Source organism: Actinoalloteichus hoggarensis (genome assembly GCF_002234535.1).
Lineage (GTDB): Bacteria > Actinomycetota > Actinomycetes > Mycobacteriales > Pseudonocardiaceae > Actinoalloteichus_A > Actinoalloteichus_A hoggarensis.
This window is the reverse complement of record NZ_CP022521.1, coordinates 6,355,939-6,369,682: the sequence shown is the minus strand read 5'-3', so window position 1 is coordinate 6,369,682 and position 13,744 is coordinate 6,355,939. Positions and strand designations below refer to the sequence as shown.

General features: G+C 68.9%; 12 protein-coding genes. 5 read left to right on the top strand and 7 right to left on the bottom strand.

The window, feature by feature from the left end:
- Positions 1 to 50: 50 nt before the first annotated feature.
- Positions 51 to 2,009 (bottom strand): glycoside hydrolase family 15 protein, encoded by a 1,959-nt coding sequence (locus AHOG_RS27160; RefSeq protein WP_093943840.1) that lies wholly within the window; start codon positions 2,007 to 2,009, stop codon positions 51 to 53.
- A 78-nt stretch (positions 2,010 to 2,087) separates the two neighbouring features.
- On the opposite strand from AHOG_RS27160, the gene AHOG_RS27155 reads away from it, so the two are divergent.
- The 5 genes from AHOG_RS27155 to AHOG_RS27130 all read left to right on the top strand — a co-directional run bounded on the left by AHOG_RS27155 (position 2,088) and on the right by AHOG_RS27130 (position 8,852).
- Positions 2,088 to 2,465 carry a sterol carrier family protein gene (locus AHOG_RS27155; protein WP_093943839.1) on the top strand — a complete coding sequence of 126 codons (378 nt, stop codon included), beginning with the start codon at positions 2,088 to 2,090 and terminating at the stop codon, positions 2,463 to 2,465.
- Between the two features lie 387 nt (positions 2,466 to 2,852).
- Positions 2,853 to 4,367, top strand: a complete 1,515-nt coding sequence (gene purF / locus AHOG_RS27150) for an amidophosphoribosyltransferase (RefSeq protein ID WP_093944864.1) — start codon at positions 2,853 to 2,855, stop codon at positions 4,365 to 4,367.
- Between the two features lie 152 nt (positions 4,368 to 4,519).
- Positions 4,520 to 5,629, top strand: coding sequence for a phosphoribosylformylglycinamidine cyclo-ligase (gene purM / locus AHOG_RS27145; protein WP_093943838.1), 1,110 nt, complete (start codon positions 4,520 to 4,522; stop codon positions 5,627 to 5,629).
- A gap of 800 nt (positions 5,630 to 6,429) precedes the next feature.
- Positions 6,430 to 8,223, top strand: a complete 1,794-nt coding sequence (locus AHOG_RS27135; RefSeq protein WP_093943836.1) for a thiamine pyrophosphate-requiring protein — start codon at positions 6,430 to 6,432, stop codon at positions 8,221 to 8,223.
- A 422-nt stretch (positions 8,224 to 8,645) separates the two neighbouring features.
- On the top strand, positions 8,646 to 8,852 hold the full coding sequence (locus tag AHOG_RS27130; protein ID WP_093943835.1) for a hypothetical protein: 207 nt from the start codon (positions 8,646 to 8,648) through the stop codon (positions 8,850 to 8,852).
- Between the two features lie 336 nt (positions 8,853 to 9,188).
- Here AHOG_RS27130 and AHOG_RS27125 read toward each other — a convergent pair whose 3' ends face one another.
- From AHOG_RS27125 to AHOG_RS30300, 6 genes are all read right to left on the bottom strand, one after another.
- Positions 9,189 to 10,007, bottom strand: coding sequence for an ESX secretion-associated protein EspG (locus AHOG_RS27125; RefSeq protein WP_157737071.1), 819 nt, complete (start codon positions 10,005 to 10,007; stop codon positions 9,189 to 9,191).
- A 2-nt stretch (positions 10,008 to 10,009) separates the two neighbouring features.
- Positions 10,010 to 11,119: a hypothetical protein gene (locus AHOG_RS28955; RefSeq protein ID WP_157737070.1), complete on the bottom strand. Its 1,110-nt coding sequence runs from the start codon at positions 11,117 to 11,119 to the stop codon at positions 10,010 to 10,012.
- A 342-nt stretch (positions 11,120 to 11,461) separates the two neighbouring features.
- Positions 11,462 to 12,040, bottom strand: coding sequence for a DUF3558 domain-containing protein (locus AHOG_RS30660; RefSeq protein WP_376700090.1), 579 nt, complete (start codon positions 12,038 to 12,040; stop codon positions 11,462 to 11,464).
- Between the two features lie 42 nt (positions 12,041 to 12,082).
- On the bottom strand, positions 12,083 to 12,496 hold the full coding sequence (locus AHOG_RS28950; RefSeq protein ID WP_157737069.1) for a hypothetical protein: 414 nt from the start codon (positions 12,494 to 12,496) through the stop codon (positions 12,083 to 12,085).
- A 156-nt stretch (positions 12,497 to 12,652) separates the two neighbouring features.
- A complete protein-coding gene (locus AHOG_RS30655; RefSeq protein WP_157737068.1) occupies positions 12,653 to 13,411 on the bottom strand; it encodes a DUF3558 domain-containing protein in 759 nt (252 codons plus the stop codon).
- Between the two features lie 25 nt (positions 13,412 to 13,436).
- On the bottom strand, positions 13,437 to 13,568 hold the full coding sequence (locus AHOG_RS30300; protein ID WP_260404338.1) for a hypothetical protein: 132 nt from the start codon (positions 13,566 to 13,568) through the stop codon (positions 13,437 to 13,439).
- Positions 13,569 to 13,744 lie beyond the last annotated feature (176 nt).

The window sequence follows — 13,744 nt, the reverse complement described above, 5'->3', positions numbered from 1 at the left end:
GACACGGGGTCGACGACGAGCAGGCCCGCCCCCTCGGGGAGCTCCACGGCTCACTCGGGACGACGTCCGTCGTCGGCGTGTCGACGAGCATGGTGATGCCGGGACGCCCGGCCGTTCCTGCGGTCGGGCTCATGCCTACGGGGGGCGTTCAACGCCAGCAGCGCCGCCGAGTCGACCATGGCGAGCTGACTGAAGGCCTGGGGGAAGTTGCCGGTGAACCGGCGACCCCGCGAGTCGTACTCCTCCGAGTACAGTCCCACGTCGTTGGCCAACGCCACGAGCCGATGGAACATGGCCAGCGCCTCGTCACACCGGCCGGAGAGCTCCAGCGCGTTGACGAACCAGAACGAACAGGCGATGAACGAGCCCTCCCGGCCGCTCAGCCCGTCGATCGGCGAGATGCCGGGTTCCGTCGAGTACCGGTCCACCAGATCGCCATGTCGCAGATCGCGGTCGATCGCCTCGATCGTGCCCACGATCCGCTCGTCGGCGCCCGGCAGGAAGCCCAGCATGGGCAGCAGCAGCGTGGCGGCGTCCAACTCGGTCCCCCCGTAGTACTGGGTGAAGGTGCCGAGCTCCTGGTTCCAGCCTTCCCGCAGCACCTCGGCGTGCACCCGGTCCCGAAGCTCGCGCCACCGCGCCACCGGCCCCGGCAGGCCGAACTCCTCGACGGCGTGCACCGCGCGGTCGAAGGCCACCCAGACCATCACCCTGGAATGGGTGAAGTGCCGTTCCGGTCCGCGTACCTCCCACAGACCGTGATCCGGCAGGTGCCAGACCCGTTCCAGATCCGCCAGCAGGGCACGCTGCAACGCCCACGACTCGGCGGTCTCCGCGAGGCCGCGCTCCCTGGCCAGGTGCAGGGCGTCCATCACCTCGCCGTAGACGTCGAGCTGCCGTTGACGGAACGCGCCGTTGCCCACCCGCACCGGCGTGGCGCCGTGATAGCCGATCAGCCAGTCCACCTCCCATTCGAGCAGGTGACGTCGCCCGTCGATCGCGTACATGATCTGTAGGTCGGCCGGGTCACCCGCCACCGCCCGTAGCAGCCAGTCGCGCCAGGCCGCCGCCTCCGCCCCGCAACCCAGCGAATCCAGGGCCAGCAGGGTCAACGTGGCGTCCCGCAGCCAGCAGTACCGGTAGTCCCAGTTGCGCGACCCGCCGAGCGCCTCCGGCAGCGAGGTGGTCGGGGCGGCGACGATGCCGCCGCTCGGCGCGTAGATCAGCCCCTTGAGGGTGATCAGCGATCGACGTACCGCCGCCTCACACGGCCCGCTGTACTGGATCTTCGACGTCCAGTCGCGCCAGTACCGCTCCGTGCGCCGCAGACACTCGCCCGGATCGACCCAGGCGGGCGGGGACTGCGCGGCCCACCGGTACTGCATCACCCACGCCCGGCTCTCCCCGGCGTTGACGGTGAAGACTGCCTCGTGGGCCAGTCGATGCGGCACCGGCTTCGGCAGCGGCTCTCCCCGCAGCACCACGGCGTCCGGGCCCGCGACGGCGAAGACGCACTCCGTCGAGTCCTCCTCCTGGACTCGACGGACCCACGGAACCGAGTCCGCGTACGCGAAGCGCACCACCCAGTCCAGCCGCAGCTGCACCGAGCCCGTGAGCCCGTACACCATGCGGATCAGCCGGGTCGGCAGGTCCTCGTGATCGGGATGCGGTTCCATCGCGTCCACCAGACGCACCACGCCGTGCGCGGTGTGGAAGTCGGTCTCCAGGATCATCGTGTCCTTGCGGTAGCGCCGCCGGACCTCGAGGACCTCCTCGACCGGTGTGATCCGCCAGTGACCCGCCCGGTCGTCGCCGAGCAGCCGGGAGAAGCAGGACGGCGAGTCGAAACGGGGCAGACACAGCCAGTCCAGTGACCCGTCCTTGCCCACCAGGGCCGCGGTGCGCAGGTCGGACAGCATCGCGTAGTCCTCGATGAGGCCGGGCAGGCCCGCGTCGCTCGCGGGCCGCACCCGCGACGAGGGAGGACGTGGCCCGGCGGAGTGCCCCATGGTCGAACGGTAAGCCCGTCGCCCGGCCCCCGCCCGACAGGCGCACGCCCGTTCCTCGGCGCCGGCTAGGCTGCGGACATGGCTGCACGACGTCGGCTCGACCCTCAGGAGGCCAGGGCCGCCGTGGCGGCGGTCGGCGACTGGTTGGCCGACGGGGAGACGGCACGACCGGAGCGCACGGTGCTCGCCGCCGCGGTGCGGCTCAGTCTGCGCACCCTCGAACAGGTCGCGCCGGGCCACACCGTCGAGGTGCGAGTGCCGCCCTTCGCCGCGGTGCAGTGCGTGGCAGGCCCGCGACACACCCGAGGGACTCCGCCCAACGTGGTGGAGACCGATCCCCGTACCTGGCTGGAGCTCGCCACCGGGAGGCTGTCCTGGGACGACGCGCTGGCGGCGGGCCGGGTCAGCGCCTCCGGCGGTCGGGCCGACCTCTCACACTGGCTTCCGCTGTTCTGACCCGCCTGGTCCCGTCTGACCCGCGCCCGATGCGGGGCGAGAGAGACACACGGCCCTGCCCGCCGCCTACCGGCTCCCACGCCCACGCCTGGACGCCCCTACGTCCGGACCGGCCGTGTCCGGACCCGTCGTGCCGGAACCGGGCACGCTCCGCCTGTCCCGTCCGTCCCTGCCGTCACCCCCGGCACGGCGGGTGGAGCCGACGCGGGCGGCCCGCGCGCAGCACGTCGGCCCTGCCCGGCATTCGGACTACACTCGGGCGGTATCCCGCCTTCCATCCATAGGGAGATCTCGGTGGTCGTCCACCAACCGGCGGCAGCAGGCGCCAACGGCACAGAGAAGGCTGACTTCGATCCCACACCGGCCGGCGGCTCGGCACCGGTCGACATCGACAAGGACGTTCCTCGCGAGGAATGCGGCCTGTTCGGCGTGTGGGCCCCCGGCGAGGAGGTCGCGAAGATCACCTTCTACGGGATCTACGCCCTCCAGCACCGCGGCCAGGAGGCGGCGGGCATCGCCGTGGGCGACGGTCGCAAGGTCGTGGTCTACAAGGACCTCGGCCTGGTCAGCCAGGTCTTCGACGAACAGGTGCTCTCCTCGTTGCGCGGGCACGTCGCCGTCGGACACACCAGATACTCCACCACCGGCTCAGGCAAGTGGGAGAACGCCCAGCCGACGTTCCGCACCACCGCGACCGGCAGCGGTCTCGTGCTCGGCCACAACGGCAACCTGGTGAACACCGCCGAGCTGCTCGGCCGCGCCGTCGAACTCGGCGCCGTGGGCTCCGGCGGGGGCACCGACATGGCGGCCACCACCGACTCCGACCTCGTCTGTGGTCTCCTCGCCCACGCCGCGGCGGACCGCACGATCGAACAGGCCGCGCTGGAACTGCTGCCGACCGTCCGAGGCGGCTTCTCCCTCGTCTTCTCCGACGAGTCCACCCTCTACGCGGCCCGCGACCCGCAGGGCGTGCGACCGCTGTGTCTCGGCAGGCTCGAACGCGGCTGGGTCATCGCGAGCGAGACGGCGGCGCTCGACATCGTCGGCGCCTCCTTCGTCCGCGAGATCGAGCCGGGCGAGCTGCTCGCCATCGACGCCGACGGGCTGCGCAGCTCCCGCTTCGCATCGCCCGACCCCAAGGGCTGCCTGTTCGAGTACGTCTACCTGGCTCGTCCGGACACCACCATCGCAGGTCGTTCCGTTCATGCCACCAGGGTGGAGATCGGGCGGAAGCTCGCGGTGGAGCACCCCGTCGAGGCGGACCTGGTGATCCCGGTCCCCGAATCGGGCACGCCCGCCGCCATCGGATACGCCCAGGCCTCAGGCATCCCGTACGGCCAAGGCCTCGTCAAGAACTCCTACGTGGGTCGGACGTTCATCCAGCCGTCCCAGACCATCCGTCAGCTCGGCATCCGGTTGAAGCTCAACCCGCTGCGCGACGTGATCCGGGGCAAGCGCCTGGTCGTCGTCGACGACTCGATCGTGCGGGGCAACACGCAGCGGGCCCTGGTCCGGATGCTGCGCGAGGCGGGTGCGCTGGAGGTCCACGTCCGCATCGCCTCGCCGCCCGTGCGATGGCCGTGCTTCTACGGCATCGACTTCGCCTCCCGGGCGGAGCTGATCGCCAACGGCGTCGACATCGACGGGGTCCGTCGATCAGTGGGCGCGGACACACTCGGCTACATCTCCCTGGAGAACCTGGTCGCGGCGTCCGAGCAGCCGAGAACGCGGCTGTGCGCGGCGTGCTTCGACGGCGAGTACCCCATCGCCCTTCCGTCGGATGAGATGCTGGGGAAGAACCTGTTGGAGGCCTGGGACACGGACGCCTCCGGCACGGCGGGCCCCGCCGAGCCGGTGGTCCCCAGCTCCTACGGTGCGCAGGATGCCGTGCGTCGCCCCTGACACGGCGCGAGCCGGCGATGGTACGACAACCGTTACGTTGTGGATCTAGATCGGCGCGTAGCGTGGTTGGCGAGAACGCCGGCAGGGCCCGCTTCCAGGCGGCGCCGGGCCTGACGAGGCCCTTCGACCCCTCAGATATGTCTTCGGATGACATGGAGCCTGTTGTGACTGCCCAGACCGAGATGTCAGGTGCCACCTATGCCGCCGCCGGAGTGGACATCTCCGCTGGTGACGAGGCGGTTGAGCGACTGAAGCCCTGGGCGGCCAGGGCGACTCGTCCTGAGGTGCTCGGCGGGCTCGGTGGTTTCGCCGGGCTCTTCAAGCTGAAGCTGGACCGCTGGCGCGAGCCCGTCATCGCCTCCTCCACCGACGGCGTCGGCACCAAGATCGCGATCGCCCAGGCGCTGGACCGGCACGACACGGTGGGCATCGACCTGGTCGCCATGGTGATGGACGACCTCGTGGTGTGCGGCGCCGAGCCCCTGTTCATGCAGGACTACATCGCGGTCGGCAAGGTCATCCCGGAACGGATCGCCGAGCTGGTCAAGGGCATCTCCGAGGGCTGTGTGCAGGCGGGCTGCGCCCTCCTCGGCGGCGAGACCGCCGAGCACCCCGGCCTGATGGTCCAAGGCGACTATGACATCTCCGGCACCGGCGTGGGCGTCGTCGAGGCCGACTCGGTGTTGGGACCGGACCGCGTCCGCCCCGGCGACGTCGTCTTGGCGCTGGGCTCTTCCGGCCTGCACTCGAACGGATACTCGCTCGCCCGGCACGTGCTGCTCGACATCGCCCGGATGCCGCTGTCCGGGCATGTCGAGGAGTTCGGTCGTTCGCTGGGCGACGAGCTGCTGGAGCCGACGCGCATCTACGCCAAGGACTGCCTGGCCCTGATCGCCGAGACCGATGTGCGGACGCTCTCCCACATCACCGGCGGCGGTCTGGCAGGCAACCTCACCAGGGTGATCCCCGACGGCCTGACCGCCGTGCTCGATCGCGGCACGTGGACGCCCTCACCGGTGTTCTCTCTGATCGCTCAGCGCGGCCGAGTGGCCCGCGAGGAGATGGAGCGCACCTTCAACATGGGCGTCGGCATGGTCGCCGTGGTGGCCGCCGAGGACACCGACCGGGCGCTGGCCCTGCTCACCGCCCGCCATGTCCCCGCCTGGGTGCTGGGCGAGGTCGCCCGCTCCGGCGATGTCGCGGTGAACACCGAGGGCCCGGCCCCCCGTGTGACGATGATCGGCCAGCACCCCCGCTTCTGACCCGCCGCTCCGTCCCGGCGATGCGCGCGAGCCCGCAGGCGTCCACCTGGTGAAGCCCGCCGCGTTCGCCGGTCCGGAGGCGGGCCGGGGTGGTCGCCGGGGTCGGATCTCGGGGTCCGGCTCGGCCGTGGCAGGCGTCGTCCGGGCGTACGGCCCCGTCAAGGACGTCGTCCGCTCGCTCCGGCGGCCGGTCGCCATGGCCCGGGCGGTGGTGTCATCCGCAGGCGGTCGTCTCTGCCCGCGCGCGGTCGTCGCCGGCCGCGGCTACCGGGCGCCGGCGGGCGTGCCCGTCCGTGCCCTCTTCGCGGCCGTCGCCGCCCGCCTTCGGCCTCGCCGCCGGTGGACAGCCGGCTCGTGCCCGGGAAGTCCGCTTCGGCATCGACGTCGTCGTCGACATGTCGAGGACCGTGCGGGACAGGCCGAGCACCATCCACGACCACGCCGACGGAATTCGTCGGCCCGGGAGACGATGGTGCTCCGCCGGGCCGCGGCCTCTGCGCGCCCAGTCCCGGCCCCTCCAGCCCGTGCCCCCGTGATCCGGCCGTGCCGCCCGATCACGTGAGGCGGTGGAACCACGCACGATGCCGGTTCATGTCGCAGCGGCCGCCACTCCCGTCAGGAGCCGGGCGGCGTGTCCGCGGTGGGAGGGCGGCCGAGCCGGGGCGCCGGACTCCTTCGTCGCCGGGCGTGCTCGTCCGCACCCGTGGTCCTCCCCGCGTCGCGCCTCCACCGCGGGGTGTACCGGAACCGCCAGGCGGGTATCCGCAGACACGTTCCGGGCCCCTGAGTGAGGAGTTTCGATGGCGGAGACGGTCAGCGACTACCTGCTTCGGCGGCTGCGGGAATGGGGGGTGAGACAGGTGTTCGCCTATCCCGGCGACGGCATCAACGGCATCGTCGCCGCATTCGGGAAGGCCGACAACCAGCCCCGATTCGTGCAGGCACGGCATGAGGAGATGGCCGCGTTCGCCGCCGTCGGCTACGCCAAGTTCAGCGGCGGCTTCGGCGTCTGCATGGCCACCTCGGGTCCCGGCGCCATCCACCTGCTCAACGGCCTCTACGACGCGAAGCTCGACCACGTTCCCGTGGTCGCGATAGTCGGGCAGACCGACCGCAGCGCGATCGGCGGCAGCTACCAGCAGGAAGTCGACCTGAAGACGCTGTACAAGGACGTCGCGAGCGAGTATCTCGTCGAGGTCACCGTGCCGGAACAGCTGCCCAACGCGCTGGACCGGGCGATCCGCACCGCACAGGCGTCTCGGTGCCCGACGGCGCTGATCATTCCGGCGGACCTGCAGGAGGAGGACTACTCCCCGCCCCAGCACGCCTTCAAACAGGTGCCCTCCAGCAGGCCCGGCACCTCGTGGAGCCGGCCGGTGCCTGCGGAGGAGGACCTCGCCGAGGCCGCCGAGATCCTCAACACGGGACGGAAGGTCGCCGTTCTCGTCGGCCAGGGCGCCCGAGGCGCGGCCGAGGAGATCCGTCAGCTCGCGGAGATCACCGGTGCGGGCGTCGCCAAGGCGTTGTTGGGCAAGGACGTGCTGTCCGACGAGCTGCCGTATGTCACCGGCACGATCGGACTGCTCGGCACCCGGCCGAGTTACGAACTCATGCAGGGCTGCGACACCCTGCTCATCGTCGGATCGAACTTCCCCTACTCACAGTTCCTGCCCGAGTTCGGTCAGGCCAGGGCCGTCCAGATCGATCTGGACGGCAAGTTCATCGGCATGCGCTATCCGACCGAGGTCAACCTCGTCGGCGACAGTGCGGCGACCCTGCGGGCACTGCTGCCGAGACTGGAGAAGCGGACCGATCGATCCTGGCGGAAGACGATCGAGAAGAACGTCGCGTCCTGGTGGGAGACCGTCGACCGAGAGGCCGCCGTTCAGGCCGATCCGGTGAATCCGATGGCCGTCGTGTCGGAACTGTCCCGCCGCCTCCCCGACGACGCCATCGTCACCGCCGACTCCGGCTCGTCCACCAACTGGTTCGCCCGTAATCTGCGTGTTCGCGGCGACATCCGCGCCTCCCTGTCCGGGACGCTGGCCACCATGGGGCCTGCGGTGCCCTATGCGATCGGCGCGAAGTTCGCCCACCCCGACCGGCCCGTGATCGCGCTCGTCGGCGACGGCGCCATGCAGATGAACGGGCTCGCCGAGCTGATCACCATCGCGCGGTACCGGGAGCTGTGGAGCGATCCGCGCTGCGTCGTCTGCGTGTTCCACAACAACGACCTCAACCAGGTGACCTGGGAGTTGCGCGCGATGGGCGGCGCCCCGAAGTTCGAGGAATCGCAGAACCTGCCGGAGGTCGACTACGCGGGCTTCGCCCGCTCCCTGGGCTTCACCGCCGTCAGCGTGGACGACCCGAGTCGGCTCGCCACGGCGTGGGACACGGTGCTCGCCGCGGACGGACCCGCGCTGCTGGACGTCCGCTGCGATCCCGAGGTCCCGCCGATCCCGCCCCACGCGACGTTCGAACAGGTCAAGTCGGCCGCCGAGGCGATTCTGAAGGGCGACCCCGAAGCGCTGCATCTCATCGCGCAGGGCGTCAAGACCAAGGTGCAGGAGTTCCTGCCCGGCAGGCGGAGGTGACGCCGATTCGCCGCTCGGCCGTGGAACGAACCGGCGCCCGTGCCTGGCGGGTGCTCACTGTCGCCCCCAAGGCGACGGAACCCTGGCCTGGGTGTCGACCACCATCGCGGTGGTCCGTGTCGACGCAGGTCAGATCCGCGGTACGAGGGATGGACCGATGCCGACGAATCGTGCGACGGACTGATCGAGGACGCCGGCCTCAACGATCGCCGAGCATCCGCTCCTCGACGTGCCCGCGGTCTTGGACCGCCTTGCCGCGCGGGATTCGTGATCACGGCCGGGGACTGGTGTGCCGCGCCCCGTCGGGCGTCGACATCGCGCTGTGAGATGCCGCCGGTGCGGTGGCTCGGCCTGACGGCGAGCCGCCTCCTCGGGCAGGTTCACGAGACCGTCGGCCTGTACGCAGCGGCGGCTTCACCACGATGGGCGGTGAGGAGCGCCGGGCAGCCGTCCGGCTGGGTGAACAGCGCGGAATTCCACCTGTCGAGATCACGTTCGGCGAGTCGTGGTGTGCCGACATCGATCACGATCTCGACCGGGTCGCCGGCCCCGAGGTCGTGGACGACGCGGCGTTGTACGTGGACGTCGACGTCGCCTCCTCGATCGGAGGGCGGTGGGTCGGCGTATGAGGCCGTCCGACCGTCCGCGGGCCCGTCGTCGCCTGCCGTGTCGACACGGTAGCCGCCGCCGTCTGTATCGGCAGGCAGTGCCTTCGCCGCCCTGACGACCGCGCGGCGCTCACGGCCGCCGGGGCGGTGCCGCCGCCCGCCCCGCTGCCGGATCTCTCCCGCGCACCGGTCCGTATCGCAGCCGGCCCGTTCAAGCCGGCCCGGTCCGGGTCCGGTCCGGTGAGAGTTCGTCCCGACCCCTTCTCCCGAAGAGCGTGCGGCGCTCCTGATCGCGGGGAGCGCGGGCAGCCCGGCGACACCTGGGCAGCCCGTCCCGGCCTCGAGACGCGGAAGTCGTCAGCGTCGCCGAGGTGCCACGGACTGGAGCACCTCGTCGAGCCGCTCGGCGAGACGACCTCGGTCGGTCGGCGCCATGGTGAACCAGCGCCCGCCGCTCCGATCGGGTTTGTGCTGGAGGAGATATCGCCCGGCCACGGTGTCCAGCACGTCGGCACGGAACTCCGACTTCCGAACCCGGCCGCTGAGTGGATCGAAGGCGCGGGCACTGAACTCGCCGAACCGCAGTCGCTTCGCAGTGAGGACCGCGGCCAGCATGTCCGCGTCGGCTGGTCGGATCCCGGCCTGGACGAAGGCGGTGCGCGCCGCGCTGGAATCACGGCCGATCCGCTTTCCGGCGGCCTCGATCTCCTCGGAGGAGCAGCTCACCGACCTGCCCGGGCCCGGCCGATGCTCGGGGAGCAGCCCGGCTGCCGCCCACGGCAGCGCGGAGCCCCGAACCGGGTCGAGGTGAAGTTCACGATCTCGCGGATGGCGATCCTTGGATCCGTGATGGGCGGCGATCACGGCGAACTCCCCGCTCCCCGCGATCACGGCGTCGATCTCTTCCGCGCCGCCGAGTTGAACGAACGCCCAGATCGACAGGGCGGGGCGGGCGAGCGTCTGGAAGGCCCTGGTGAGGAACGGATGCAGCTCTCCCCGTTCGACGAGCCCCTTGCGCTCCATGCCCTGCCAGGCCTGCCGGTGCAGCTGCCTGCGCTCGTCCTCGGTGTCCCCGAAACCAAGGAAGTGAAAGGCGGTCGGCAGCGACGTCTTGAGTGTGGTGAGAATGCTGTCCACCTCTAGGGCGGACAGGGTGATGCGCCCCCTGATGTCCACTGTCAGCCACCGTATCCGGGTGGATTCTCGCCGAACACGGCGGGCGCCACCTTGATCCCGTCGCCGAAGACGTCTTCGGTCTCGAGCAGGTAGTCGGCACGCTTGTGCTCCTTGTCCTCCTCGCCGGGACCCCCGCGTCCACCCGCGCCGCCACCCGCCATGCCGCCGCCCGCGGCACCGCCGCCGCCGGGCCCGAAGCCGCCGCCCGCCGGACCGAACCCGCCAGGCAGTCGTGCGCCGGGCCCGCCCGCGCCCGTCATCCCGCCCGCGCCTGGTCCGCCCGGCCCGAATCCACCCGCGCCGGGTCCGCCGGGCCCGAAGCCGCCCGCACCACCTGGGCCGAACCCGCCGGGCAGCCGCCCGCCACCGGGACCACCGCCGAATCCGCCGCCGATTCCGCCGGGTACACGCGCGCCGCCGGGACCGCCCACGCCGCCGGGCAGCCGTCCTCCACCGGGACCACCTGCCTGACCACCCGGGCCGCCGGGGGAGGGAGGACCGCCGGGAAGGAATCCGCCAGGCCCCGGCTGTCCGTACCCACCACCGGGCGGAGTGGGCCCCACGTGACCCGGCGGCACCTGCGCACCGGGCCCGGGCCCGACCGGAGTCGGACTCGGCGTGTGGTGATCCGGGCTGATGCCGGGCGCAGCCCCGCCGGGCGGGGTGACGCCGTGCCCGCCGGGCGGGGTGACGCCGTGCCCGCCCCCGCCGCCGGGCGGTGAGATGCCGCCGCCTGGCGGAGTCAGCCCTGAACCGCCGCCGGGCGACGGCGGACCGCCGTCACCGGAGCCGCCGGGCAGCCCGCCCCAGCCGCCCGAGCCCGGGCCGCCGCCCGTCGGCGGTGTGGTGATCACACTTCCACCGTCCGGACTGACGTCGGTCGGCGTGGAACCCTTCGCCGAATACATGACCTCCGGCGGCTCCTCGAACAGCGGGACAGAACTCAGCCGCGCATTCGTCTCGTTCTGATAGGCGTACATCGCATCCCGAGCCGCCTGATTCTCCGCCTCATAGGCGTCCATCCGGTCGCCATGCCCGGTCCACTGCGAAGGCAGCACCCACTCGAAGCCCTCCTTGGGCGGCGGAGACTCCTGCCCGTCGGGTGTGTCCAACCTCGCGGTAGTGTATTCGAGATTCTGCAGACTCATCACGTCTCGAATAGCCTCCGCTTGCGCCTGACCTTGGCGTGCATATTCGGCCAGTGGGGCGACCGCTCCCTGCGAGGCGTCGGAGGCTGCGCCGCTGTGTGCGCCTGCCGCTTTACTGAGCGCGGAGTCGATATAGTCCCCGATGTCGCCGAAGGTGATCGCTACGTTGGACCATTGCGCGTAGGAATCATGGAAACTTCCACCATGTCCGGCGCCGCTTACCGCGGACTTCAAATCTCTTGCTGTCCTTCCCTCGAAGGACGCTGACGTGGTGCTCAGGATGAGATCTGCCACGATTTCTCTCTCCTATGCTGCTGGGAAGGCGGGGACTGCGACTTCGGCGACACGGACCGCCTGAGCACACGGATCGTCGTCCTGTTTCATCCCTAGGCTGGAGCTAAATGTAACAAATTGGTCTTCCGCTACTCCGACGTGAATGTAACAGTACATTTCAGTTGCTCCGCCGAGGCTGGCCTGCACTGCCGGGTATCCGGCGACTTCGAACTCGCGGAAGTCGGGATAGTTCTCTTGTAGGACATACATCTCGTGCAAGCCCCTGCGGTCTACGTCGGTCCAGAGGGCTACGCGCCCGTCAGGGTGGTCTTCCGGTTGCCAAGCGCACCGTTGGCTGCCATCGGGTTCCTCCTCGAGAATTCCATCAGGAAGGAATCCTGCAGCTCCTGCGGTCGTCGGTGACAGTAGTTCGCATGGTCCTAGCTCGGCGATATTTCTCGGATTATCTACCGGAGGCGCTAGTCGGTAGTCCTCGTCTCCGGTGGCATCCGAGCCTGTGATTGAGGTGCGATCTGCTGGGGATACTTGGCCGCCCACTTCCTGTGTGCAGGAGGAAATGGTCAGCAGGATGGGCAATCCGGCCAATATCATGGTGGCGTGTATGGTTCTCTTCACGTGTCAGAGCCTCCTTGGCTATACTGCGAGATTCCCGTTTCCTGGAAGGCGTCCCAGGTTTTCTTGAAGTCTTTCTTCATAGGTTGGGCTCGTGGAATGCGATGTTGGGGTGACCTCAAACTCTGGAATCTGATTGACGTCCTCCAGGTTCAAGTAAGCTGCGAGCATTTGTTCGAATTTATCAATGGTTGACGCGATTGCATCTTGATATGCGTTGATGGTGTGTATCAGCGACCCTTTGGACGGGTCTCCGGCTATTCGTGACAGCTGTGTTCCCGAGTTTAGGCTGACTTCGTCGTCGCCTTGTCCGGGTGGATTCTGCGCGAGGTCGCTCGCTCGCTCTCGGAGTTTGTGCAATTCGATAAATGCATACTTCAGATCTGCGATCGCCTGTGGCAGGAGTTCTGGATCGACCTCATACGAATCCCTCATTTGTGTCCTCCTTTTCGCTCTGCTCGCAAGTGGTTCGGTTGCTCTAGATCAAGAACGTTGAGAGGACTGCATCGAGTCCCTTGCGCTGTGTAGCAGCATTCACTGTTCCTATATGTGCCGATTGCAACTCTTGGTTTCGTGAGCCCTTCGGTGGCATTATGTGTAGTTTTGATGTTCGGGCTCGACATCTCGGTCCTCGCTAAGCGTAAGCAGTTGTTGAAACACGGTTGTCGGGGATCGTGCTAGGTTCTGCTGGATGGTTTGGGATCCGAGGATTATTCGAGGTTGGGTAGGCTGGCTTGGTATCAGTGCCTCGGCGAACGTGACTGCTTGGTCGCAGGGGTCGTCTTCCTGGCCGTGCCCGAGGGTGGAGCCGAAAGTGATGAATTGTCTGTCCGAGATGCCCACGTGAATGAAACACGTTCTGTCAGTCGGTCCGCCCAGCGAAGCTTGGACGGCCGGATACCTGCTTACCTCGAATTCGCGAAAGTCGGGATAAGACTCGCGAGGTAGCGAGTACATCTCGCTGAGTCCACTTCGTTCGACATCCGCCCAGATCGTGACGCCGCCTGCTCGTTGCCCTTCCGGCCGCCAGCCGCATCGAGGGGTGTCAGTGCCGGAGAGCGGAGCTTCGGGGACGCCGGTCGGGTCGTATCCCAGGCGGACGGCATCCTCGGAATCGAAAAGGGTGCAGATATCTAGTCCGGACACATCCCTCGGCTCCTGAACAGCTGGTGCGAGGAGGGGAGGAGTCTCGGTGGTTGTTCCATTGGGGCTATGCTGTGTGGTGAAAGGCCCGGTAGACATGGGCTCACCGGGGGGATTTTGGTCGGGTTCGTTCGAGCTGCAGGAAGTAGCGAGAACGGCTGCAAGAAGCGTGCAGACCGCTGTAGTGGTATTGTTCGATGCTCGCATGGCGACGTACCGTGTCCGTTGATTCTTAGGCTGCCACCCTCTTGTTTCCGTGCTGATCCGCGTCGAACCGCAGTTGGTCCAACTGGAAGAGTGCCTCTTCCAGGTCCGCGATCGCCTGCGGCAGGAGTTCTGGATCGACCTCATACGAATCCCCCATCGCATCCTCCTCGTCACTGCGGTCGGCAGCCGGCCGCTCACCGTGGGTCAAGGATATCGGGGGGATATGCCGGTTGTCTGTCGCTTCGATGATCGGCGGAGGGGGATGGATCACGCCTGCGCCGAGCGGCGTGGCGGCGCAGGCGCCGACCTACGACGCAGCGCGGTGATGCGCGC